Source organism: Rhizobium sp. BT03 (genome assembly GCF_030053155.1).
In the GTDB taxonomy this organism is placed as follows: domain Bacteria; phylum Pseudomonadota; class Alphaproteobacteria; order Rhizobiales; family Rhizobiaceae; genus Rhizobium.
In genome coordinates this window covers 2,267,814-2,290,499 of record NZ_CP125640.1, presented here as the reverse complement: position 1 = coordinate 2,290,499, position 22,686 = coordinate 2,267,814, and the positions used below count along the sequence as shown (strand labels likewise).

The following is a 22,686-nucleotide window of genomic DNA, read 5'->3' as shown; positions in this document are numbered from 1 at the left end:
GGCTGCTGGCCGGCGCCAACCGCTCACAAACGATTGACGCGTCGATCGCTCCGGATGAGGCTCGTTTTCGAGCCTCTCCGATGCGCCTTCGCGAAGGATCGTATAAGCGTGCATGAGGTCGACGTGTCAGACGCAGCAGATGACGATATCCTGAGGCTGGAAGGCATCGGCAAGCGCTTCCCGGGCGTCGTGGCGCTCAAGGATGTCTCGATGCGGATCGGCCGCGGCAAGGGACATATTCTCCTTGGCGAAAACGGCGCCGGAAAATCGACCCTGATCAACCTGCTCGGCGGTGTCTTCAGGCCGGATGACGGCCACATCCTGTTCGACGGCAAGCCGTATCACCCGGCCTCGCCGCTCGAGGCATTCAGGGCCGGCATACGCGTCATTCACCAGGAATTGCATCCCCTCTCCAACCTGACGGTGGCCGAAAACCTGCTCTTCGAACATCTGCCGCGCCGCTACGGCCTGGTGAACTACAAAGCGATGAACGCCAGGGCGGCCGAACTGCTCGAAGAGGTCGGCCTCGACGTCGCCCCGACGACGCTGGCAAGCCGCCTCAGCGTCGCCCAGCTGCAGCTGGTCGAGATCGCCAAGGCGCTGTGTTACGAAAGCAAGCTTCTCGTTCTCGACGAACCGACGGCGACCCTGACCTCCAAGGAGGTCGACCGCCTGTTCGAAATCCTGAAGCGGCTGAAGGGCCGCGGCGTCACCACGCTCTATATCTCGCACCGGCTGGAGGAAATCTTCGACGTCGGCGACGATGTGACGGTGCTGCGCGACGGCCAGCACGTGATCACCCGGCCGCTGGCAGGGCTTGCTATCCCCGATATCGTCGAGCTGATGGTCGGACGCAAGCTTGCCGATCACGGCATTTTTAAAGGCGACAGCGCAGTATCCGGCGAGGCGCTCGGTGTCTCCGGCCTGAAAGTGACGCGCAGCAGCCCGGAACTGTCCTTTTCCGTTGCAAAAGGGGAAATCGTCGGCATTGCCGGCCTTGTCGGCAGCGGCCGCACCGAGGCGGTGCGCGCCCTCTTCGGCGCCGACCTGAAGGCATCAGGCGAGATCCGCCTGAACGGCCAGCCGGTCGAGATCAACTCGCCGAAGGATGCGGTTGCGGCCGGGCTGTGCCTGGCGACCGAAGACCGCAAGATGCAGGGCCTGATGCTCGACATGAGCTGCGCCCAGAATTCCACCATCACCGATCTCGCCAGGATCTCCCGCAACGGGCTGATCAACCGGCGAGCGGAGGACCATCATTCGCAGCGCCTGGTGCGCGAGCTGCGGATCAAGACCCCGTCCATCCATCAGGCGGTCAGAACTTTTTCCGGCGGCAACCAGCAGAAGGTGGTCATTGCCAAATGGCTGTTCCGCGGCCCCAAAGTGCTGATTTTCGACGAGCCGACCCGCGGCATCGATGTCGGCGCCAAGGCCGAGATCTATGAGCTTTTGTGGAAATTTGCCGCCGAGGGAAAAGGTGTTCTGGTCGTATCTTCGGATCTGCCGGAGCTGATGGGCATTTGCCATCGCATCATCGTTTTCTCCGACGGCAAGATATCGGGCGAAATCGCCCGCGAACAATTTGACGAGAGCAGGATCCTGTCGCTCGCTTACAAGGAGTACAGCCGTGTCCGCCAGCATTGAAAAACAGACCGAGGCAAAAGAAGCGCGCTTCTGGGACAAGCTCATCCGGATCTCGATGAAGGAGGCGGGCGTCGCCATCGCCCTCGTCCTGATCCTGGCGTTTTTCTCGGCGACGGCGCCCTATTTCGCCACGCCGGAGAATTTCCTGAAGATCTTCGTGCAGATCGCCATCAACACCGTGCTGGCCGCGGGCATGACCTTCGTCATCCTGGTCGGCGGCATCGATCTCTCCGTCGGATCCCTGCTTGCCCTTTGCACGGTGATCGGCGCCACGATCATGATCAATCCGGCGTTTTCACCCTGGCAGGCGATCGTTCTCGCCTGCCTGGCCTCGATGGGCACCGGTGCTCTGCTTGGCGCCGTCAATGGCTGGATCTGCGAGAAGTGGAAGCTTCCCTCCTTCATCGTCACCCTCGGCATGCTGAACGTCGCCAGCGGCCTGGCCCGCGTCGTCAGCGACAATTCGACGATCACCGGTCTGCCGCAGCCCTTCGTCGATTTCGGCAACCTGATCTTCTGGGGCATTTTTCCGTCGATCTTCCTCATTGCGATCGTCGTCGTGCTCATCGGCTGGTTCGTGCTGCGCTACACCGTCTTCGGCCGCTTCGTCTTCGCCATCGGCACCAATGAAGAGGCCGTCCGCCTGTCGGGGCACCAGCCGAAACGATACAAGATCGCCGTCTTCACCATCTCAGGGCTGACGGCCGGCATTGCCGCCATGGTCTATCTGCTCCGCCTCAATGTCGGCAGCCCGGTCGCCGGCATCGGCTACGAGCTGAATGCCATCGCCGCGGTCATCATCGGCGGCACCAGCCTCTCGGGCGGCAAGGGTTCGATCATCGGCACGCTGGTCGGCGCCTGCATTCTGCAGGTGCTGTCGACCGGATTGCAGCTCTTGGGCGCCGACGACAACATCAAGCCGATCGTCATCGGCGCCGTCATCGTGCTCGCCGTCATCCTCGACAGCTATCGCGGCCGGCTGATGCGGATCCTCGAAACACGGTAATCGGGTGGCGGCGGCAAGCCTTGATTGACCGTTGCGTTTGATACTCGGCCGACCTACATCTGTCCGGCATTCAGCGAGGGACGGAAATGGCCAAGATCACCAATGTAGCGGTCCAGATGGATCATGTCGCCGGCATCAATATTGCGGGCGACTCCACCTTCGCCATGAGCCTGGAAGCCCAGGCGCGCGGCTACCGGCTGTTCCATTACACGCCTGAGCGGCTGAGCTTCCGCGACGGCAAGCTCTATGCCAGCGTCGAGCCGATGCTGCTGAAGGACGTCAAGGGCGATCACTTCGAGCTCGGCGCGCCGGAGCGCGTCGATCTCTCCACCATGGATGTCGTCCTGCTGCGCCAGGATCCGCCCTTCGACATGGCCTATATCACCTCGACGCATCTGCTCGAGCGCATCCATCCGAAGACGCTGGTCGTCAACGATCCGGCCTGGGTGCGCAATTCGCCGGAGAAAATCTTCGTCACCGAATTTGCCGACCTGATGCCGAAGACGCTGATCACCAAGGATCCCGCCGAAATCCGCCGCTTCCGCGACGAGATGGGCGATATCATCCTGAAGCCGCTCTATGGCAATGGCGGCGCCGGCGTCTTCCATTCGACCCGCGACGACCGCAACCTCTCTTCGCTGCTGGAAATGTTCGGCCAGCTTTTCCGCGAGCCCTTCATCGCCCAGCAATATCTGCCCGATGTGCGCAAGGGCGACAAACGCATCATCCTGGTCGACGGCGAATTCGCCGGCGCCATCAACCGCGTGCCGGCCGAGCACGACAGCCGCTCCAACATGCATGTCGGCGGCCGCGCCGAGGCGACCGAGCTGACGGCGCGCGAAAAGGAGATCTGCGAGCGCATCGGCCCGGCGCTGCGGGAACGCGGCTTCCTGCTCGTCGGCATCGATGTGATCGGCGATTACATGACCGAGATCAACGTGACGTCGCCCACAGGCATCCGCGAGGTCAAAAAGTTCGGCGGCGCCGATATCGCAAGCCTGCTTTGGGATGCGATCGAGCGCAAGCGCGGCTGATCTCGCCTCCTGACCCCAAGCACCTGCTGACCGGGTACAACCCCGGTCACAGTGTATATCCGACTACGTTCCTTTATTGTTCTTGTTTTATTCATGCTTCCATGCCAGATTGCAACCGCTGGCCCTGACGGGTTGCAGGCGCTATAAGAGTTGGCGGGCTGGGGGATGGGTTTATGGTCGCGCGTGTCAGTACGGTGGCATTTCAGGGCATCGAAGGTGTGCCAGTCGAGGTCCAGGTCATGGTCGCGCCCGGCAAGATCGGCATGCAGATCGTCGGCCTGCCCGACAAGGCGGTGGCCGAAAGCCGCGAGCGGGTGCAGGCCGCCCTTCACGCCTCCGGCCTGTCGCTGCCGGGCAAGCGGGTGACCGTCAATCTGGCGCCAGCCGATTTGCCGAAAGAAGGCTCGCATTTCGACCTGCCGATCGCGCTTGCCCTGATGGCCGCGCTGGGCGCCATCCCCGCCGATGCGCTGTCGGATTATGTCGTCGTCGGCGAACTTAACCTCGACGGCACGATCGCCGCCATTTCAGGCGCGCTGCCGGCGGCGATCGGCGCCAATGCGCTCGGCAAGGGGCTGATCTGCCCGGCCGAAAGCGGCGCCGAGGCCGCCTGGGCCGGCGCCGAGGTCAATATTCTCGCCCCGCGCAGCCTGATTGCCCTTGCCAATCATTTCCGCGGCACGCAGGTGCTCACCCGGCCTGAGGCATCGATCCGCGCCAATGCCGCCAACCTGCCGGATCTCGCCGAGATCAAGGGCCAGGAAAGCGCCAAGCGGGCGCTCGAAGTCGCGGCCGCCGGCGGCCATAATCTGCTGATGGTCGGCCCGCCCGGCTCCGGCAAGTCGATGCTCGCGTCGCGGCTGCCGTCGATCCTGCCGCCGCTCTCGGCCGCCGAGCTGCTGGAGGTTTCGATGGTCCATTCGATCGCCGGCCAGCTCACCGGCGGCAAGCTGTCGGACCGCCGGCCCTTCCGCACCCCGCATCATTCCGCCACCATGGCCGCACTTGTCGGCGGCGGCATCCGCGCCCGTCCCGGCGAAGCTTCGCTTGCCCATCACGGCGTGCTCTTCCTCGACGAGTTTCCGGAATTCACGCCGCAGGCGCTCGATGCGCTTCGCCAGCCGCTCGAAGGCGGCGAATGCGTTATTGCGCGGGCCAATCACCGTGTCTCCTATCCGGCCAAATTCCAGCTGATCGCGGCGATGAATCCCTGCCGCTGCGGCATGGCCGGCGAGCCCGGCCACACCTGCGCCCGCGGCCCGCGCTGCATGAGCGATTACCAGGCCCGCATCTCCGGCCCGCTGATGGACCGCATCGATATCCGCATCGACGTGCCGGCCGTCTCCGCCGCCGATCTGATCCGCCCGATGGCCGCGGAAACCAGCGCCGACGTCGCCCGCCGCGTCGCCCGCGCCCGCGAACTCCAGCAGCAGCGCTTCGAGGCCGCCGACGCCAAGGGCATCGGCACCAATGCCCGCTGCTCCACCGCGATGATCGAAAAACTCGCCGAACCCGACGCCGGCGGCCTGCAGCTCCTGCGCGACGCCGCCGAAAAAATGAAATTCTCCGCCCGCGGCTACCACCGCGTCCTCAAGGTCGCCCGCACGCTGGCCGATCTCGACGATAAGACGACCGTCGGCCGTTTGCATCTCGCCGAAGCGATTTCCTACAGGATTGCCGGGGAGAGGTTGACGGCGGCGGCATAGCGAGATGAGGACCGCGGGCGCGCTGACGTCCTGCTCTTCTCGTTGGTCAGGTAGGCACGGCGGTGCTCGGCGATAAGGCCTATGACAGCAATGCCCTGCTCGCGCCACATCTGGAACAAGCCATGCTTTCAATCAACGACAAATTTGGGTCTAGACCGAATTCGATGGGACGAACGTCTGCAACTAGCTCTGCGTAATGCAGGGCGGGTCACCTTCGTCAGCGGGGACCGACGTCTAATTCGGGGAATTTGTGATAGATGCAGTCATTGATCCTGAACCACCCTATACCATGGTCCATGTCGGCCTGCGAAAGTTCCCACTCGAATGTGTCATGGCCCTCGTACCCGTAGATTAGTGCCATGGTAGTCAACTCAGTGAACGGCCCGGGAGGAAATGGGATGCCGTACACTATCGCCTCCTTTGCAGCGAACTTTCCTTTGACGACCTTCTTGATCTCCAACTCTGCTCTTACCAGCTGCCCTGGGAAATCTTTGTCGGTCGGTATCAAACCAGAAGGGCTGATGGAGAGTGATCTGACCCTCGCCTCCACGACGATCTCTGCCTTCGCAAGCAGTACTTTCTGGCTAGGACACGGCGCCATTGCCGCGGTCTGCCGCAGACCAATAGCCGATAGAACCAAAACCGCTGTACATAATAATCGCGCCTGCGCGTTCAACATTCTTTCCTTCCCACACCAGTGCAATTAGCTTTCATCGAGCCGAAAAGGATGAACGCAAATCCCCGCTTAACTGTATAGACCGTGACTTTGCCCCCAAGTTTTACCCAATTTTAAGTTCACCCCAGCGGATCACATCAGCAAGAGCTAGGAGCTGTGGACACTTATCTGAGCCATAGGATTGTGGCGGCCAGAGCGATCATGGCTTTGTAGTTTCGAACGGTTTTCTCATATCGTGTGGCGATGCGTCGAAACTGCTTGAGCTTCGAGAAGCAGCATTCGATGAGATAACGCTGAGCATAGAGTTGCTTGTCGAGCGGATACTTCTTGGCACGCGAGGGATTGTTCGGGATGACCGCTTGCGCGCCCTTGTCGGCAATGAGTTTGCGTAGCCGGTCGCTGTCGTAGGCCGTATCGGCCATGACGACCTCGGCTGGCAGGTCTTCGATCAGGAGATCGGCTTGCGGTGCATCGCCTTTCTGACCGGCGGTCAGGATGAAACGAACGGGACATCCAAGGCCACGCACGGCCATATGGATTTTGGTGCTCAAGCCGCCGCGGGAACGGCCAAGGGCCTGATCTTCAGCCCCTTTTTTGCGCCGGAGGCGTGCTGGTGGGCGCGAATAATAGTGCTGTCGACGATCAGATATTCGAAGTCGGTATCCTCCGACATCGCCTCAAAGACACGCCACCAGACACCCTTTTGGCTCCAGCGGCTGAAGCGGCGAAACACGCTGTTCCAATCACCGAACACCTCCGGCAGATCGCGCCAGGGCGAACCCGTCCGCACGATCCACAAGACCGCTTCCACAAACATGCGATTGTCACGTCCAGACGAACCGCGCGTGCGATCGTCGCCAATGATATGGCGAGACATCCGCTCCCACTGGTCATCTCGAAGAATGAGACGATCTAAAACACCCATGACTGCCTCCAAAAGACAGTCTTGAATCTGATTTGCTCACCTTTGGGAATCCCAAGAGTCCACGACTCCTAGGGGCGCCGCAGCGCCCCCCAATATTCCCGCGGGGATTAAGAATGGGAAACCGGGAGATAAAGCCTTACCTCAGCTCCCCAACCCCTCAAACAGCGCCGTCGACAAATAACGCTCCGCAAAGGACGGAATGATCACGACGATGTTCTTCCCCGCATTCTCCGGACGGCTGCCGACCTTGATGGCCGCCGCTAGCGCCGCGCCCGAGGAGATGCCGACCGGCACGCCTTCGAGCCTGGCGACAAGGCGTGCCTGTTCGAAGGCCTCGTCATTGGTCACGGTGACGACCTCGTCGTAGATGCCGGTATCGAGGATCTTGGGGGCGAAGCCGGCGCCGATGCCCTGGATCTTGTGCGGGCCGGGATTGCCGCCGGAGAGGATGGGGGAATCGGCGGGCTCGACGGCGATGATCTGGATCTCGGGCTTGCGGCTTTTCAGCACCTGGCCGACGCCGGTGATCGTGCCGCCGGTGCCGATGCCGGAGACGAGGATGTCGACCGTGCCTTCGGTGTCGTTCCAGATTTCCTCGGCCGTCGTCTTGCGGTGGATTTCGGGATTGGCCGGGTTTTCGAACTGCTGCGGAATGACGGCATCGGGAAGGGAGGACGCCAGCTCCTCGGCCTTGGCGATCGCGCCCTTCATGCCCTTCGGCCCTTCGGTCAGCACCAGCTCGGCGCCGAGCAGCGCCAGCATCTTGCGGCGCTCGACCGACATGGTTTCCGGCATGGTGAGGATCAGCCGGTAACCCTTGGCGGCGGCGGCGAAGGCCAGCGCGATGCCGGTGTTGCCGGAGGTCGGCTCGATCAGCACGGTCTTCCCGGGGGTGATCTTGCCCTGCGCTTCCAGGCTTTCGATCATCGCCACGCCGATGCGGTCCTTGACGGAGGCGATCGGGTTGAAGAATTCGAGCTTGCCGATCAGGTTCGCCACCACGCCCTTTTCCCGCGCCAGCTTGTCGAAGCGCACGAGCGGCGTGTTGCCGATGGTCTCGGTGATCGAGGAATAGATGCGGCCGCGGCCGGGCTTGTGCGACATGAGTGCCTCCCTTTGAAATCATGCGTCTGAAATCGAGGAGGAGAATAGGGTCAAAGGCCTGAAGAGGCCAGCCCGCGTTGATGCCGGGAGAGCGGGACGCGGAGAAAAAAAGCTTTGAAAACCGTTGTCTGCCGGATGTTTATTTCAGGCCGCCCGCGTGGCGATGAAGGCGGCCGTGCCGGCCAGGATGCCTGAAGCAACCCGGTTCAGCGCCTGCAGCGCGCGCGGCTTTTTCAGCATCGTCCGGGCCCGCGAGGCCAGCAGCATATAGGGCACCAGCACGACGATCAGCACCACGAAGGTCACCGCAAGCAGCATCGCATAGTCGCGCAAGCTGATATGGCCGATATCGATCAGCGTCGGCGCCAGCGCGACATAGAACAGCATCGTCTTCGGATTGCCGAGCGTCACCAGCAGGCCGGAGAGGAAGGAGAGGCCGATATTGCTGGATTTCTTCGCCGCGATATCCTGCGGCAGCAGTCCCGTCGTCCAGAGCTTCCAGGCGATATAGCCGAGATAGAGGGCGCCGGCGATCTTGATCGCGATGAACACCTCGGTGAAGGTCTGCGCCACGAAGGCCAGGCCGAGAATGACCGCTGTCAGATAGGTCATGTCGCCGAGCACCAGGCCGAGGCCCATGAAGAAGGTCTCACGGAAATTCGAGCCGAGCGCGCGGGCGACGATCGCGGTGATCCCCGGCCCGGGAATGGCGGCGGCGATGAACAGCGCTCCGGCATAGGCGATCAGGGCGGTAAGGCTCATCTTTGATATCCATGAGATTGGGTGACCTCTCTATAGGCGTGTGTTGCGGCGCCATCAATGCTTCGGCGCTGATCGGTCCATCACCATCAGGAATAGGTCTGCGGCACCATGATCCACTTGGAAAGCGATCCGGCCTTGCTAGTTCTCCCTCTGCACGCGCGCCATCAGCACCCTTTGCGCCTCGCGAAAAGGCGCGCGGCGCGCTCGAGATTTGATCACCAAGGAGAGAATTGATGTCCCGGACCTCAGCCGAAACCCGCAGGCTCTCGCCGCTCAAGACGCCTTCGACCCTGCCGACCAATGCCGTCACCGATATTTCGGCGGCGCTGACCGCGCTGCTTGCCGATGTCTTCGCGCTTTATCTGAAAACCAAGAACTTCCACTGGCACATGTCCGGCCCGCATTTCCGCGACTACCACCTGCTGCTCGACGAACAGGCCGAGCAGATCTTCGCCATGACCGACGACATCGCCGAGCGCGCCCGCAAGATCGGCGGCGTGACGCTGCGCTCCATCGGCCAGATCGCCCGCCAGCAGCGCATTGCCGACAATGACGCGGATTTCGTCACGGCCGAGGACATGCTGTCGGAACTGGGTGAGGACAATGGCCAGCTCGTTTCGCTGCTGCGCGAGGTGCACGATCTCTGCGACGAGCACAATGATGTCGCGACCGCCAGCCTGATCGAGAACTGGATCGACGAGGGAGAGCGCCGCACCTGGTTCCTGTTCGAAACGACGCGCCCGCAGAGGTAGGGCCGGCAAACCGGCGTGCCGGCGTGCTGGCTTCAGCTCTGGAGTGCCCGCGGCCGCAGCCATCTCGGGCTCCAGCCGAGGTTCATGCCGGCGGCGGCGATGAGGATGATTGCGGCGCCTGCGATCTGCAGCGGCTGCAGCGCGTGGCCGAAGGCCAGCCGGTCGACGAGGATCGCCGCGATCGGATAGAGGAAGGACAGCGCGCCGGTCAGATGCGTCGGCAGCCTCTGGATGGCGCCATAGAGCAGCACATACATCAGCCCGGTATGGACGACGCCGACGGTGATGAGGATCGCCCATGTCCCGAGATCCACGGGCGGATGCGAAAAATCGGTCATCGGCGCCAGCATCAGCATGCCGGTCGCGACCTGGATCAGCGCGATCAGATGCGGCGGCGTGCCTTTCAGCCATTTCGCGGCAAGCGCTGCCAGCGCATAGAAAAAGGCCGCGCCCAGCGCCATCAGGATGCCGAGGCCGTAACCGTCTGATGTACCGCTGCTCCCGCCCGGTTTCGCCTGGACGATCGCCATCATGCCGGCAAAGGCGAGCACCAGCCAGAACAGCTTGGTCGCGGTGATCTTTTCGCCGAGAAACAGCGCGCCGAGCACCAGCAGCATGAAGGGCTGGGTGTTGTAGACGGTCGTGGCAATCGAGATCGTCGCATGCGAGTAGGAGGCAAACAGCAGCAGCCAGTTCAACACGATGGCGATGCCGCCGAACACGGCGATGGCGAAGGTGCGCAGCGTGAGGATGCCGGGCCGCAGCAGCCCGAGCACGCCGCAGATGACGAGCAGGGTGAGCGCGCCGAACAGGCAGCGCCAGAAAACCACGCCGCTGACCGGCTGGCCCGACATGACGACGAACCAGCCGATCGTCCCCGAGATCAGCATCGCTGCCGTCATCTCAGCCGTGCCTCTTTTGATGTCGCTGCTCATGATCGCCTCCGTTTTCGATGGCATCATAATATTGCGGCGGCGCGCGATTTTATATAATGTTGGAACGGATTATGAACGGCATCGCCTAATAATATGAGGAAATATTGACGTCATGCCTAATGATGTGCAATCGCTCGACGAAACCGATCAGGCCATTCTCGAAGCATTGGCCGGTAATGCCCGCATCTCGCTGAAGGAGCTGGCGCAGCAGGTGGGGCTCTCCTCGCCGAGTGCCGCCGAGCGTCTGCGGCGGCTGGAGGAGCGCGGCGTCATCAAGGCCTTCACCATCGATCTCGACCCCGCCGCCGTCGGTTATCCCCTGCAGGCGATCGTCCGTGTGCGGCCTTTGCCGGGACAGTTGCACATGGTCGAGCGGCTCATTCAGGAGATTCCCGAAATCGTCGAATGCGACAAGGTGACCGGCGAGGATTGTTTTATCGCCCGCCTGGTGATCCGCTCGATGGCGGAACTCGACGGCCTGCTGGATAGGGTCGCCGAACGGGCGGAGACCAACACCGCGATGATCAAAGCCTCGCCCGTCAAACGCCGCCTGCCGCCGCTGTCACGGAAAAAGTAAAGCCGGCGAATGAGTGCATGTCGCCCGGAAGTGTGCAGCGATTCCCAACGACATGCATCAAAACAAAGAGCTTTAGAAATCCGCCATCGGCGACAGCATCGCCGGAAAGTGCGGGACGTCGTCTCCGAGCCCGCGCAGCATCAGCACCGTGCCGCTTTCCAGCGGCTGTGGAGCGCCCGTCCAATCGAGTTTATCGGGACGAAAAAACACGTCGACGGCGGCGGAGGCGATGTCGAGCTCGCCGAGGATTTCTGCCAGTGTCGGCATCTCCGCCGCCACGATGTCGAGAAGACTGAAGCGGCCCGCCGCATCCGTCTTCCAGGCGATGGCTGCTGCCTGGTCTTCCAGGAAGCTGACGCGCACATCGGGATCGAGCTGCGTGTTGATGAGAAACATTGCCGCATTGGCTGTTACCGCGAGCGATGTCGAAACCGGGCTCCGTCTTTCCAGCAGCGATTGCAGCAGGGCAAGATCATCCGCGTCGGTCGGCGCAAGCAGCCGAGCGGGGCCGGCGAAAGGAGAGGGGGCGGGGGCCGCTCCTTCGTATCGATGCTGCGCGATCACCCGAAAACCGTAGGCTTCGTAGAGCGACGGCTTGTCGGTATAGAGGATGACGGCCTCGAAGCCCTGCCGCTCGCACCAGTCGAGTGCCTTCACCGTCAGATCGCGATAGAGCCCGCGGCCGCGCCACTGCGGCCGCACCGCGCCCGATTGCAGCCCGGCGGCATAGACGATTCTGCCATTGAGAACGAAGGGCAGTGCAAAGGCCGAGAGATTGGCCGCAAGTCCGCCCTCGGCATCGAACCAGCCGAATGGCATGCTTGAGGCATCGGGGCCGCCAAGCTGCTGCAGCGGACCGATATCGATGCCGAAAATATCCCGGAGCAGGCGGACAAGCGCCGCCCATCCTGCAGCGTCGCCGAAATACTCCTGCCGGAAGGTCAGGCCTGCGCTGTCGAGGCCCTTTGCCATCACACGCCGGTGGAGCCGAAGCCGCCTGCGCCGCGCGCGGTTTCGCTTGCCGCGGTGATCTCGGCCACCCGCGCCTGGGTCACCGGCGCGATCACCATCTGGGCGATGCGCATGCCGCGCTCGATAACAAAAGCCTCTTCGCCGAGATTGGCGAGCAGCACCTTCACTTCGCCGCGATAGTCGCTGTCGACGGTGCCGGGTGAATTCAGGCAGGTGATGCCGTGCTTGAAGGCAAGGCCGGAGCGCGGCCGCACCTGGCCTTCGAACCCCTCGGGGATCTCGAAAATGAAGCCGGTCGGCACCAGCGCCCTTTTGCCGGGCAGCAGCGTCAGCGGCGCATCCGCGTCGACGGCGGCGCGCAGGTCCATGCCGGCCGCTCCTTTGCTTTCATAGGCGGGCAGGTCGAGGCCTTCGCCATTGGCCAGGCGGATGAGGTTCAGCGTCGGGCGCGTGTCGTGATGAATGGTCATGGCCCATTACTTTGCGCCCTGAGCGCCGAGGTCAATTGCAAAGCCGGGCTTTAATCGGTAGATACGCGGCAATTCCACAGGATTCATAGTATGGCCGAAAGTCTCGCCGAGGCGGTCTCCCGCCGCCGCACATTCGCTATTATCGCCCACCCGGACGCGGGCAAGACGACGCTCACCGAAAAGCTGCTGCTGTTCGGCGGCGCCATTCAGCTTGCCGGCGAAGTCAAGGCGAAGAAGGATCGCATGCAGACGCGTTCCGACTGGATGAAGATCGAGCGCGAGCGCGGCATCTCCGTCGTCACCTCGGTGATGACCTTCGAATATAACGACAACGTCTTCAACATCCTCGACACGCCGGGCCACGAGGATTTCGCCGACGATACCTACCGCACGCTGACCGCTGTCGACGCCGCCGTCATGGTCATCGACGCCGCCAAGGGCATCGAGCCGCGCACGCTAAAACTCTTCGAAGTCTGCCGCATGCGCGATATCCCGATCATCACCTTCATCAACAAGATGGACCGCGAAAGCCGCGATCCCTTCGAGATCCTCGACGAGGTGGAAGAGAAGCTGGCGCTGGATACGGCGCCGATCACCTGGCCGATCGGCCGCTCGAAGACCTTCTGCGGCTCCTACAATATTGCCGCCAACACGGTGCGCGGCTCGGATACCGAGATCGAGGGAACGCCGGTCAACGGTCCGCAGGCTGTTGCCGACCGGCTGCCGGAAAACGAGCGCCGGGCCTTCGTCGAGGAGACGGAACTGGCGATCGAAGCCTGCCGGCCGTTCGACCGCGACTCTTTCCTCGAAGGGCATATGACGCCGGTCTTCTTCGGCTCGGCGCTGCGCAATTTCGGCGTTCGCGATTTGATCAACGCGCTTGGCGAATTTGCGCCGCCGCCGCGCGACCAGGTCGCCGACACCAGGACGGTCCATGCGACCGACGACAAGATGACGGCCTTCGTCTTCAAGATCCAGGCCAATATGGACCCCAACCACCGCGACCGCATCGCCTTTGCCCGCATCTGCTCCGGCAAGCTCGAACGCGGCATGAAGGCGAGGCTTGCCCGCACCGGCAAACAGCTCGGCCTGACGGCGCCGCAATTCTTCTTCGCCTCGCAGCGCCAGCTTGCCGACACCGCCTATGCCGGCGATGTCGTCGGCATTCCCAATCACGGCACGCTGCGCATCGGCGATACGCTGACCGAAGGCGAAGCCCTCGTCTTCCAGGGCGTGCCGAACTTCTCGCCCGAAATTCTGCGCCGCGTGCGGCTGGAAGACGCAATGAAGGCGAAGAAGCTGAAGGAAGCGCTGCAGCAGATGGCCGAGGAAGGCGTCGTCCAGCTGTTTTCGCCTGAGGACGGCTCGCCGGCGATCGTCGGCGTCGTCGGCGCCCTGCAGCTCGACGTCTTGAAGGAGCGGCTGATGGCCGAATACGGCCTGCCGGTCTCCTTCGAAATGTCGCGTTTCTCCGTCTGCCGCTGGATCTCGGCCGAGCAGCCGGCCGATCTGGAGAAATTCCTCACTGTCAAGCGCGGCGATATCGCCCGCGATCTCGACGGCGATCCGGTTTTCCTCGCCCAGGACGGTTTTTCGCTGCGTTACGAGTCCGAGCGCCATCCGGCGATCAAAATGGTCGCCATCAAGGAATATCACGCCGCCAAGGCGGCGTGATCCCGGGGCAATGGTTGGCGCCCCCTCTCTCCAGCCTCATCCTGAGAGCTTGTGAAGCTTTTGAATCTTGTGCGTTTCAGGCCAGTGTTGGCTGGTCTTGGCTGGCCGATGCCATCGAGCGTTAGCCGATTACGCGGTGCGTTTTGATGGTCGCGTGTTGGCGTCAGGGTGATTGCCCTGGTTTAGCCATTGGCAAGCCGATGGCCTTGCAGGATATTGTTGGTGAGTGCGTAGCAGAGCACGACGGCCTGGACCTTTTCGATGCCGCGCACCGTCAATTGTCGCAGATTCCAGTTGCGCCAGCGGGCATGGATGCATTCGCAGATCGAGCGGGGTTTGTACTGAGCCTTGCCCGTCTCGCTTCCCATGCGGGTCCGCCAGGTTGACACACCCGCACCGTCGCCGCGCCGCGGCAAGAAGGGATCGGTTCCGTGTTTGGACTGCGTGGGCGGACAAAAGACCTCGACCCCTTCGCCGTGCGCCCACTCGATATCTTCAGCGCTGCAAAAGCCGCCATCGGCGAGATAGCGGCGCGGCAGATGGCCGCTCAGCGCGCGCAACCGCTCCAGCATCGGCCGCATGAGGCCGCGATCGGAGCCGGCATTGGTCACCTCGAGCCCGACCACGAACTGCTCGCCGGCGGTGCTCGCAACCTGCACATTATAAGCCGGACGGAAGCCGCCGTCGGCCATCTTCATCACCCGCGCCTGCGCATCCGTGCTGGAGGCGCGCGGCTCCTTCGGCTTTTTGCCATTGCCGCGCTTTTCTTCGCGCGCTTGGCGATGGCGCTGAATCTCGTCAAGAGCGGCCTTGGCTGCTCTGAGCCGCTCGCCGCGCTCACGCGCCGCTCGTTGCCTGGCAGCCTCGATGCGCCGAGTGCTGGCATCCGAACGCGCATCGACCTCGCGCTTGAGCTGATCCACAACCGCCTCGGCAATGGAAAGATGCCGATCAAGCGTCGCCTTGCGGCCGAACGAGGCGGCACCCGCGCTCGCCCGGACCCGCACGCCATCCTGCGCCAAATTATCGAAAGCGACGAGGCCGGCATCGGCAAGCGCCGCCAGATGCTCGGCCAGCAGCCGGTCGAGCAGATCGGCGCAACCAACCCGAAAATCCGACAGCGTGTGATAGTTCACCGAGACGCCGCCGCACAGCCAGCGATAGACGTCGTGGCTCCCGCACAGCCGTTCCAGCGCCCGCGCACTGCCGACGCCATCGCTGCTGGCATAGAGCCACAGCGCCAGCAAAAGCCGTGGCGAAATCGGCGGATGGCCCGGCCGCTGCTCACGCGCTTTGATCCGATCTTCAAGCGCGCTCAGATCCAGTCCCTCGACATAGCTCCAAATCACGCGCACCGCGTGATCCTGGCCGATCAAGCTGTCGATATCCACGGCACGCAACTCGATCTGATCGCGCACCGGCTCGCGCATGCGCGCCGCCCCGCGCCCCGCCTGAGCACTGCGCTGCGATCCATGCACCGGCAATCCTTCGAACAGCTCGTCGCTCACCATCATCCCCCAAGCAAATCAACCACCCAACAGAATCACAATCCCATCGACACCGCCACAAAACATTCACAGGCTCTGAGGCGCGTAGGCCAAAGGCCGGAGCCTCGAAGGAGGGGGCTGGCCACCGGTCTCGGCAAATGCAGATGCTGAGCGGTATCCAGCCACCCGCCCCTCCTTCGAGGCCCCTTGTGGGGCACCTCAGATGAGGGCTGGTCGTTGTGCGTGCCACCTGAAGTAAGCTTACCGGCCTGCTAATCCTCTCGATCAAATCGCGGCAGCGGCTCGATATTTTCCACCCCGGGCAAAGCCGAGCGGCACCATATCTGTTTCCTGGGCGTCAGCTCCCGCCGCTGGTCGATGCTGCCGACGCGGATGCCGATCGCTTTGCCGTCACCATCCGTGCGGTACAGCGGCGATCCGCAATTCGGGCAGAAGAATTGCCGGCTGAGACCACCGCTGTCGCCATATTTCGTGTAGCCGCGCGGCTCGCCTGAAGTAAGCGTGAAACTTCCCGGCCGCGCCGGTGCGGTGATGCGATAGGCGGAGCCCGTCAGCCGCTGGCAATCGGTGCAATGGCAGATCGACACCCGCTCCGGAACGATCTCGGCCTGATAGCGGATCGCGCCGCAGTGGCATCCGCCGGTGATGTGCATCGATAATCCCTCAATCCGCCGGCTGCGCGGCCGGGTGGGTGGCGTAGAAGATCTTCGCATCCGCCGTGAAGGCGGCCCGCTGTTCGGCTCTGGTATAGAACATATGGCCGCCGCGATAAAGCTTGAGCCCGACCCGGCCGCCGGTGAGCGAGGGCGGCAGGTGGTCGACGACGTAGCGGCTGACGCCGTAAGGCGTCACCAGATCGCTGTAGCCATGGGCGATCAGCAGGTGGAATGCCGGGTTCGAGGCGAGCAGCTGCCTGATGTCGTCGGTGGCGCTGGCCTGGAAGCGCGATCCGCCGCCGCGCCCGCCGCCCCATTCCCAGCGCCGGCTGATATCGCCTTCGAGCAGGGTGTAGGTCATATCGGTCTTGAAGCCGAGTTCGTTGCGGGCATAGTCGGCAAAGGCGCCGCCATAGGCGCGGGTGAAACCATCGAGGATGGCGTCGTCGCCGCGATCGTAATCCGATTCCGGATAGGGATCGGGCGCGGCAAAAGCGGCATCATAGGAACTCATCACCTCGCCGGTGTCGGAATGTTTGACGAAGGCACTGCCGAGGAAGCCGCGATTGCGGGTGACGATATCCTGCGGAATGCCGGTCAGCCCGGCAACCCTCCCGTAGAAGGCCGCGGCATCCGTTCCCGTCGGCGGCGGTCCGGCAAGCGTGGTCAGATAGTCGCCGAGCGCAAAGGTCTCGGCTTGCCTCTGCTTCTCCTCGTCAAAGGCGTTGTGCCGGTCGAGTTCGGCGGCAGCCAGCGACGGCAATTCCAGGGCCGCGCCGAGCGCGAACTGGTCGGCGTTGAACATCAGCTGGCCCTCGAGCAGCGGCGAGAGCATCACCGCGCCGGCAATGATGATGCCCTGGCTTTCCTTGAGTGCCGAAGCGACCTTGGCGGCACGGAAGCCGCCGTAGCTTTCGCCGAGAAGATATTTCGGCGAGTTGGAGCGGCCATTATGCGTGACGTAGAGCGCGATTGCCTTGGCGATGCTCTGGGCATCGGCGTTGACGTTGTAGTAGTTCGAGGCATCGTCGGCCTTTGCTGTCCGGCTCCAGCCGGTGCCGATCGGGTCGATCATCACCAGATCGGTGAAATCGAGCCAGCTTTGCGGGTTGTCGACGAGTTTGGCATTGGCGCCGTCGCGTCCGTCCGGTCCGAAATCGAGCACCTTCGGCCCCACCAGCCCGAGATGCAGAAAGGCGGAAGCCGCACCCGGCCCGCCGTTGAAGGCAAAGGTCAGCGGCCGGTTCGGCCCGCCATCCCTGGCGACATAGGCGGTATAAAAGATCGCGCCGGTCTGCGCGCCGTCCTGGCCGAAGAGATTAAGCGTGCCGGCGGTGGCGGTATAGGCGATCTTGCGATCGCCGGCGGTCAGGTCATGTTCGGTGACGGAATCGGCTGGCAGCAGCCTCAGCACGCCGTCGCGTGCGCCGCTCTGGACATTGGCCCGGCCTTCTCCGCTTTCCTGCGCCAGAGAAAGGGCCGGGGACAGCGATGTCGCAAGCGCAGCGAGCAGAAACAGGGTTCGTAGGCGCAAGATATCTTCTCCGGCGGTGGGTCGTGCAGGCTGAAATAGCGTAGCATCCGCAGCCGGCGACCGGCATCAAGAGATGGTGATGGATAGGTGAGCGAGGGCTCAGCCGTCCTTTTCGACCGCATGGACATTGATCTCCACCGCCCGCCCGGCCCTCCAGCCGTTGATCGCCGCGCCCAGTCCGAGTGCGACGAAGAGGACGGCGCACCAGGAAAAGCTGCCGGTCCAGCCGCGGATGAGGCCGACGATGAGCGGGCCGATTGATGCAAGCAGGTAACCGACGCATTGCGCCATGCCGGAGAGATGGGCGGCAACATCGGGATCGCGCGAGCGCAGCACGATCGTCGTCATCGCCGCCGCGATCAGCCCGCCCTGGCCGATGCCCTGCAGCACAGCCCAGAGCCAGACGGTCGACAGCGGCGCAAAGAGCAGGCCGAGCAGGGCGGTGACGGCGACGCCGCAAAGGCTCGCATTGATCAGCCGCTGGTCTTTCCCCCGCACGGCGATATGCGGCACGATGAGGCAGGATGCGGCCTGCACCATCACCGAGAGCGAAACGATCGCCCCGGCAGTGACGCCGTCGAGGCCGCGTTCGCGCAGGATCGGAACCAGCCAGCCGAAGACGCAATAGGCAAGTGCGGATTGCAGCCCCATGAACAGCGTCACCTGCCAGGCCAGCCGGTCCCGCCAGAGGCCCTTGACATGAAATCCGTTTCGCCTTGCCTGGCCTCCGCTGCGCAGAATCTGCGGCAGCCAGAGCAAGGCGACGACGAGCGCCGGCAGTGCCCAGATGGCGAGCGCGCCTTGGAGAGAGCCGCCGAGCGCCTGTTCGATCGGCAGCGTCAGCCCTGCCGCACTGGCCGCACCGGCGCAGAGCGCCATGGTGTAGAAGCCGGTCATCAATGCCGCGCGCCCGGCGAAATCCCGCTTCACCAGCCCCGGCAGCAACACGTTGCCGACGGCGATGCAGGCACCGGCGAGCGCGGTGCCGATGAAAAGCAGCGGCACGGAGGAGAGCCCACGCAAACCGGTGCCAAGGGCCAGAAGCAGGAGAACGCCGAGCAGCGTGCGTTCCGCGCCGAGGCGCTGGGCAAGACGCGGCGCCAGCGGCGAGAAGGCGCCGAGGCAGACGACCGGCAGCGTCGTCAGCAGGCTGGCGCCGAGCGCGGTAAGACCGAGTTCGGAGCGGATTTCCGGCAGCAGCGCCGAAGCGCTCGAAAAGACCGGGCGCAGGTTGAAGGCGATCAACACGAGGCTGGCGCCAAGCAGGAAACGATCCGCGGCTCCGCGCACCGGTGTTGCCTGCGGCGGCGGCAGGCTGCCGGCCTCGACGTCTACAAGCAATTCATCGGATGCGTCGAATGTCGTGACGGCATCGGCGGAAGATGTGGTCATGACAGGATCATCCGGTCGAGGGCGGCAAGAACCGGCGCCATGAAGCGGCGCACAGCCAAATCCGCCTGGTCGGGATCGCCGGTTTCGATTGCGTCGACAATATCGGCATGCGCCTGCATATCCGGTTCGGGAATATCCTTGCCGAGCGTCGCGGCGATCGTATCGGCGATCGAGGTCGAGAAGAAATCGTAGATCTCGATCATCGCCCGGTTGCCGGAAGCGGCGATGACGGCCTTGTGGAAGGCGAGGTCGCGTTCGATGAAGGCGGCCTTGTCGCGGCCATCATAACTGCCGCGTTCGGCAAGCAGCCGGCGAAGCCCGGCAACCGTCGCCGGCGTCTTGCGGACTGCCGTCAGCCGGGCGGCCTCGACATCGAGCGCCAGGCGCGCTTCGAACTGGTCGCGCAGGCTGGCGCGGCGGGCCATGGTGAGCGGCCGGCCGGTATCGCTGGTCGAGCGCACATAGGTTCCGGACCCCTGCCGGGTTTCGAGATAGCCCTGGGAGACCAGAACCCGCACCGCCTCGCGCACCGTGCCGCGGCTCACCGAGAGCATGGCCGACAGCGAGGCTTCATTCGGCAGTTTCTCGCCGACCGCCCAGCGTTTGCCGAGAATATCGCTGCGGATCGCCTCGATTGCCTCATCGGCGAGATTGGTCCTGCTGATCGCGCGCATCCCACTACTCATAAAGTCATCTGATGACTTTATGAGTAGTGGGATTTCGATGGTCCGTCAACGATCTTATATCAGGGCAATAAAAAGGGCCGCCTCGGCGACCCTTTCCATGAGTTTGGCCTCAAACTGGCCTGGGCTGTCTACGCAGCCCCAGGAAGGCGGGATTACAGCGAGGGCTGCCTCGCTTTCTTCACCTCTCCCATGCCCGTTACGAGGTCCGAAATCTCATTAGACATTGGATCACCTTCCTTTCGTTCTGTTGCTGATAAGTCGAAGGTAGGCTGATTCTTTTCAGATGCAAGCAGAAATCTGCAGGATTTCCCGCCTGGAGGAAGACCGGCATTCACGAAAGAACACAGCGTTTCGCTGAATTTGAACATCCAGGACGCCACGAATCCGTCACCTTGTGCTTGCAAACCGGCCGCGCATTAAGCTGTTATTAGCCGCGACGGCAGACAATCTAGCATGCCCGCCGATGCGGCGGCGGGTCCCGGAGCAAGAAAGCCATGTGTCGCTGGGCAGCCTATCGCGGAGATCCCCTCTATCTCGAGGAGCTGGTGTCCTCGCCCGCCCATTCGCTGATCGAGCAGTCCCATTGCGCCACCCGCGCCAAGACGGCGACCAATGGCGATGGTTTCGGCATCGCCTGGTATGGCGACAGGCCGGAGCCCGGCCGCTACCGCGATATCCTGCCGGCCTGGTCGGATTGCAATCTGAAGAGCCTGGCGCGGCAGATCCGCTCGCCGCTTTTCCTCGCCCATGTCCGCGCCGCTACCGGCGGCGGCACGCGCCGCGACAATTGCCACCCCTTCACCCATGACACCTGGTCCTTCATGCACAACGGCCAGATCTCCGGCTTCGAGCGGCTGCGCCGGCCGATGGAAGCGATGCTCGACGACGAATTGTTCAACGCCCGCGGCGGCACGACCGATTCCGAGCTGATGTTTCTGCTGGCGCTGCAATTCGGCCTGCGCGAGGCGCCGATCGCCGCAATGGCCGATATGGTCGGTTTCGTCGAGGATCTGGCCGAAAGTCTCCTCGGCTCGATCCTGCTGCGCTTCACCGCCGCCTTCTCCGACGGCAAGACGCTCTATGCGATCCGCTATGCCACCGATCGCAAGGCGCCGACGCTTTATGCATCCCCTGCCAGCGCCGGCTATTGCCTCGTCTCCGAGCCGTTGAACGACGATGTCGACGCCTGGGCTGAAATTCCCGATGGCAGCGCCGTCACCGTCGGCGAAAACGGGATCGACGTCGCGGACTTCCGGCCGGGAAAGCGAAGTGCCGCCCGGCCGCAGCGCATGGCTATCCCTGCCTGAAACGCCTTAGCTGAACTGCGCGGCGATCAGCGCTGCCAGCCTTTCAGCAACCTCTTCCTTTGCCAGGTCGGGCCATTGCTCGACGCCGTCGCGGCGGATGAGTTTGACGCTGTTGCGGCTGCCGCCCATGATGCCGGTGGCCGGCGAGACATCGTTGGCGACGATCATGTCGGCGCCCTTGCGCTCGAGTTTGACCCGCGCATTGCTTTCCACGTCCTGCGTTTCGGCGGCAAAGCCGATCACCAGCTTCGGCCGCATCGTATGATGGCCGACGGTTTTGAGGATGTCGGGGTTTTCGGTCAGCGCCAGCGTCGGGATGGATTCGCCCGGATGTTTCTTCAGCTTCTGGTCGGCGGCCGAGGCGACACGCCAGTCCGCCACCGCCGCGACCATCACGGCGATGTCGGCCGGCAGCGCCGAAAGCACCGCGTCGCGCATTTCCTCCGCCCGCTCGACATGCACGGTGCTGACGCCGACGGGGTCGGCGATCGTCACCGGCCCTGAGACCAGCGTCACCTCGGCTCCAAGCCTGGCAAGGGCGGCGGCGATCGCATGGCCCTGCCGGCCGGAAGAGCGGTTGGCGATGTAGCGCACCGGGTCGATCGGCTCGTGCGTCGGTCCTGAGGTGACGATCGCCTTGCGCCCCTTCAGCGGCTTTTCTCCGTCGTCGAGCATGGTTTCGGCCGCCGCCACGATCTCCAGCGGCTCCGCCATCCGGCCGAGCCCGGCTTCCCGGCTCTCCGCCATCTCGCCGGCCATCGGCCCGACGAAGCGGATGCCGTCTGCCCGGAGCAGCGCCGCATTGCGCCGCGTCGCCGGATGCGCCCACATTCTGGGGTTCATCGCCGGTGCCGCCAGCACCGGCCTCTCAGTCGCCAGCAGCACGGTCGAGGCGAGATCGTCGGCAAGCCCGTTCGCCATCTTCGCCATCAGGTCGGCGGTGGCAGGGGCGATGAGCACGAGATCGCAGTCGCGCGCCAGCCTGATATGGCCGACATCCTGTTCGTCTTCACGCGAAAACAGATCGAGGAAGACGTGATCCGCCGCCAGCGCGCCGACGGCCAGCGGCGTGACGAATTCCTGGGCGCCCTTGGTCATGATCGGGCGCACGCTCGCGCCGCGCTCTCGCAGCCGGCGGATCAGATCCAGGCTCTTATAGGCGGCGATGCCGCCGGAGATGATGAGGAGGATGCGTTTTCCGCTGAGAGCCATGGCTTTCTTCCCGTCGCCTTATTGACCGGCCCCGACCCTAAGCCTTTGGCGGAGAACATGCAATCGCGCCGGTGAAGCTATGGAGCTTGCTCGAGGTACTGCTGTCTGATCGGCGCCCATGCCTGCCCCTCACCCTAACCCTCTCCCCGTAAAA

At 63.5% G+C, this 22,686-nt stretch carries 21 protein-coding genes; 8 read left to right on the top strand and 13 right to left on the bottom strand.

The features are described 5' to 3' along the window. Window positions 1-123: 123 nt before the first annotated feature. From QMO80_RS11265 to QMO80_RS11250, 4 genes are all read left to right on the top strand, one after another. Window positions 124-1,644 carry a sugar ABC transporter ATP-binding protein gene (locus tag QMO80_RS11265; RefSeq protein ID WP_283196696.1) on the top strand — a complete coding sequence of 507 codons (1,521 nt, stop codon included), beginning with the start codon at window positions 124-126 and terminating at the stop codon, window positions 1,642-1,644. Continuing rightward, entirely contained in the window at window positions 1,628-2,650 is a 1,023-nt protein-coding gene (locus QMO80_RS11260; RefSeq protein WP_283196695.1) for an ABC transporter permease, read from the top strand. Before QMO80_RS11265 ends, QMO80_RS11260 begins: the two co-directional genes overlap by 17 nt. Before the next feature lie 86 nt (window positions 2,651-2,736). Beyond that, complete coding sequence (gshB, locus tag QMO80_RS11255; RefSeq protein ID WP_283196694.1) at window positions 2,737-3,684, top strand: glutathione synthase; 948 nt, start codon at window positions 2,737-2,739, stop codon at window positions 3,682-3,684. 173 nt (window positions 3,685-3,857) lie between these two features. Next, window positions 3,858-5,390 carry a YifB family Mg chelatase-like AAA ATPase gene (locus tag QMO80_RS11250; RefSeq protein ID WP_283196693.1) on the top strand — a complete coding sequence of 511 codons (1,533 nt, stop codon included), beginning with the start codon at window positions 3,858-3,860 and terminating at the stop codon, window positions 5,388-5,390. A 217-nt stretch (window positions 5,391-5,607) separates the two neighbouring features. On the opposite strand, the gene QMO80_RS11245 is transcribed toward QMO80_RS11250, so the two are convergent. The 4 genes from QMO80_RS11245 to QMO80_RS11230 form a co-directional block, all read right to left on the bottom strand. Beyond that, the gene (locus QMO80_RS11245) at window positions 5,608-6,069 is read right to left on the bottom strand and encodes a hypothetical protein (RefSeq protein ID WP_283196692.1); all 462 of its coding nucleotides are present in this window, start codon (window positions 6,067-6,069) and stop codon (window positions 5,608-5,610) included. A 161-nt stretch (window positions 6,070-6,230) separates the two neighbouring features. Next, window positions 6,231-6,991 (bottom strand): IS5 family transposase gene (locus QMO80_RS11240; RefSeq protein ID WP_283200169.1). Its coding sequence is split into 2 segments (ribosomal slippage): window positions 6,231-6,664 and window positions 6,664-6,991, totalling 762 coding nucleotides; the frame shifts between segments, so codons are not numbered across the junction. Window positions 6,992-7,132: 141 nt separating this feature from the next. Beyond that, window positions 7,133-8,095 carry a cysteine synthase A gene (gene cysK, locus QMO80_RS11235; protein ID WP_283196691.1) on the bottom strand — a complete coding sequence of 321 codons (963 nt, stop codon included), beginning with the start codon at window positions 8,093-8,095 and terminating at the stop codon, window positions 7,133-7,135. A 144-nt stretch (window positions 8,096-8,239) separates the two neighbouring features. Next, on the bottom strand, window positions 8,240-8,857 hold the full coding sequence (locus tag QMO80_RS11230; RefSeq protein ID WP_283196690.1) for a LysE family translocator: 618 nt from the start codon (window positions 8,855-8,857) through the stop codon (window positions 8,240-8,242). A gap of 233 nt (window positions 8,858-9,090) precedes the next feature. Here QMO80_RS11230 and QMO80_RS11225 point away from each other — a divergent pair, with 233 nt between their 5' ends. Continuing rightward, window positions 9,091-9,609: a Dps family protein gene (locus QMO80_RS11225; protein WP_283196689.1), complete on the top strand. Its 519-nt coding sequence runs from the start codon at window positions 9,091-9,093 to the stop codon at window positions 9,607-9,609. 32 nt (window positions 9,610-9,641) lie between these two features. Here the strand turns inward: QMO80_RS11225 and QMO80_RS11220 are convergent, their stop codons facing one another. After that, window positions 9,642-10,544, bottom strand: a complete 903-nt coding sequence (locus QMO80_RS11220) for a DMT family transporter (RefSeq protein ID WP_283196688.1) — start codon at window positions 10,542-10,544, stop codon at window positions 9,642-9,644. Window positions 10,545-10,656: 112 nt separating this feature from the next. Between QMO80_RS11220 and QMO80_RS11215 the strand changes: the two genes are divergently transcribed. Next, window positions 10,657-11,121, top strand: a complete 465-nt coding sequence (locus tag QMO80_RS11215) for an Lrp/AsnC family transcriptional regulator (protein WP_088940036.1) — start codon at window positions 10,657-10,659, stop codon at window positions 11,119-11,121. Window positions 11,122-11,193: 72 nt separating this feature from the next. Here the strand turns inward: QMO80_RS11215 and QMO80_RS11210 are convergent, their stop codons facing one another. Both QMO80_RS11210 and dut read right to left on the bottom strand, forming a co-directional pair. After that, window positions 11,194-12,093, bottom strand: a complete 900-nt coding sequence (locus tag QMO80_RS11210) for a GNAT family N-acetyltransferase (protein WP_283196687.1) — start codon at window positions 12,091-12,093, stop codon at window positions 11,194-11,196. Beyond that, on the bottom strand, window positions 12,093-12,563 hold the full coding sequence (dut, locus tag QMO80_RS11205) for a dUTP diphosphatase (protein WP_283196686.1): 471 nt from the start codon (window positions 12,561-12,563) through the stop codon (window positions 12,093-12,095). The genes QMO80_RS11210 and dut overlap by 1 nt, the downstream gene beginning before the upstream one ends. A 90-nt stretch (window positions 12,564-12,653) precedes the next feature. Between dut and QMO80_RS11200 the strand changes: the two genes are divergently transcribed. Continuing rightward, window positions 12,654-14,237, top strand: coding sequence for a peptide chain release factor 3 (locus QMO80_RS11200; protein ID WP_283196685.1), 1,584 nt, complete (start codon window positions 12,654-12,656; stop codon window positions 14,235-14,237). 182 nt (window positions 14,238-14,419) lie between these two features. On the opposite strand, the gene QMO80_RS11195 is transcribed toward QMO80_RS11200, so the two are convergent. The 5 genes from QMO80_RS11195 to QMO80_RS11175 form a co-directional block, all read right to left on the bottom strand. Beyond that, window positions 14,420-15,751, bottom strand: coding sequence for an IS1182 family transposase (locus QMO80_RS11195; RefSeq protein WP_283196684.1), 1,332 nt, complete (start codon window positions 15,749-15,751; stop codon window positions 14,420-14,422). Window positions 15,752-15,996: 245 nt separating this feature from the next. Further along, window positions 15,997-16,398: a GFA family protein gene (locus QMO80_RS11190; protein ID WP_283196683.1), complete on the bottom strand. Its 402-nt coding sequence runs from the start codon at window positions 16,396-16,398 to the stop codon at window positions 15,997-15,999. A gap of 10 nt (window positions 16,399-16,408) precedes the next feature. Beyond that, window positions 16,409-17,935 carry a S10 family peptidase gene (locus tag QMO80_RS11185; protein WP_283196682.1) on the bottom strand — a complete coding sequence of 509 codons (1,527 nt, stop codon included), beginning with the start codon at window positions 17,933-17,935 and terminating at the stop codon, window positions 16,409-16,411. A 99-nt stretch (window positions 17,936-18,034) separates the two neighbouring features. Continuing rightward, the gene (locus tag QMO80_RS11180; protein WP_283196681.1) at window positions 18,035-19,327 is read right to left on the bottom strand and encodes an MFS transporter; all 1,293 of its coding nucleotides are present in this window, start codon (window positions 19,325-19,327) and stop codon (window positions 18,035-18,037) included. After that, window positions 19,324-20,001 (bottom strand): FadR/GntR family transcriptional regulator, encoded by a 678-nt coding sequence (locus QMO80_RS11175; protein ID WP_283196680.1) that lies wholly within the window; start codon window positions 19,999-20,001, stop codon window positions 19,324-19,326. Before QMO80_RS11175 ends, QMO80_RS11180 begins: the two co-directional genes overlap by 4 nt. Window positions 20,002-20,507: 506 nt before the next feature. Between QMO80_RS11175 and QMO80_RS11170 the strand changes: the two genes are divergently transcribed. Then, window positions 20,508-21,320 carry a class II glutamine amidotransferase gene (locus QMO80_RS11170; protein ID WP_283196679.1) on the top strand — a complete coding sequence of 271 codons (813 nt, stop codon included), beginning with the start codon at window positions 20,508-20,510 and terminating at the stop codon, window positions 21,318-21,320. A 6-nt stretch (window positions 21,321-21,326) separates the two neighbouring features. Here QMO80_RS11170 and coaBC read toward each other — a convergent pair whose 3' ends face one another. Next, entirely contained in the window at window positions 21,327-22,532 is a 1,206-nt protein-coding gene (gene coaBC, locus QMO80_RS11165; protein ID WP_283196678.1) for a bifunctional phosphopantothenoylcysteine decarboxylase/phosphopantothenate--cysteine ligase CoaBC, read from the bottom strand. Window positions 22,533-22,686: the final 154 nt, after the last annotated feature.

Bases quoted from the DNA above. Each gene is read 5' to 3' on its own strand.
- cysK (WP_283196691.1), bottom strand. From the start codon at position 8,095: ATGTCGCACAAGCCCGGCCGCGGCCGCATCTATTCCTCGATCACCGAG.
- QMO80_RS11215 (WP_088940036.1), top strand. From the start codon at position 10,657: ATGCCTAATGATGTGCAATCGCTCGACGAAACCGATCAGGCCATTCTC.
- QMO80_RS11195 (WP_283196684.1), bottom strand. From the start codon at position 15,751: ATGATGGTGAGCGACGAGCTGTTCGAAGGATTGCCGGTGCATGGATCG.
- QMO80_RS11190 (WP_283196683.1), bottom strand. From the start codon at position 16,398: ATGCACATCACCGGCGGATGCCACTGCGGCGCGATCCGCTATCAGGCC.
- dut (WP_283196686.1), bottom strand. From the start codon at position 12,563: ATGACCATTCATCACGACACGCGCCCGACGCTGAACCTCATCCGCCTG.
- QMO80_RS11245 (WP_283196692.1), bottom strand. From the start codon at position 6,069: ATGTTGAACGCGCAGGCGCGATTATTATGTACAGCGGTTTTGGTTCTA.
- QMO80_RS11220 (WP_283196688.1), bottom strand. From the start codon at position 10,544: ATGAGCAGCGACATCAAAAGAGGCACGGCTGAGATGACGGCAGCGATG.
- coaBC (WP_283196678.1), bottom strand. From the start codon at position 22,532: ATGGCTCTCAGCGGAAAACGCATCCTCCTCATCATCTCCGGCGGCATC.
- QMO80_RS11200 (WP_283196685.1), top strand. From the start codon at position 12,654: ATGGCCGAAAGTCTCGCCGAGGCGGTCTCCCGCCGCCGCACATTCGCT.
- QMO80_RS11180 (WP_283196681.1), bottom strand. From the start codon at position 19,327: ATGACCACATCTTCCGCCGATGCCGTCACGACATTCGACGCATCCGAT.
- QMO80_RS11210 (WP_283196687.1), bottom strand. From the start codon at position 12,093: ATGGCAAAGGGCCTCGACAGCGCAGGCCTGACCTTCCGGCAGGAGTAT.
- QMO80_RS11230 (WP_283196690.1), bottom strand. From the start codon at position 8,857: ATGAGCCTTACCGCCCTGATCGCCTATGCCGGAGCGCTGTTCATCGCC.
- QMO80_RS11225 (WP_283196689.1), top strand. From the start codon at position 9,091: ATGTCCCGGACCTCAGCCGAAACCCGCAGGCTCTCGCCGCTCAAGACG.
- gshB (WP_283196694.1), top strand. From the start codon at position 2,737: ATGGCCAAGATCACCAATGTAGCGGTCCAGATGGATCATGTCGCCGGC.
- QMO80_RS11175 (WP_283196680.1), bottom strand. From the start codon at position 20,001: ATGCGCGCGATCAGCAGGACCAATCTCGCCGATGAGGCAATCGAGGCG.
- QMO80_RS11250 (WP_283196693.1), top strand. From the start codon at position 3,858: ATGGTCGCGCGTGTCAGTACGGTGGCATTTCAGGGCATCGAAGGTGTG.
- QMO80_RS11170 (WP_283196679.1), top strand. From the start codon at position 20,508: ATGTGTCGCTGGGCAGCCTATCGCGGAGATCCCCTCTATCTCGAGGAG.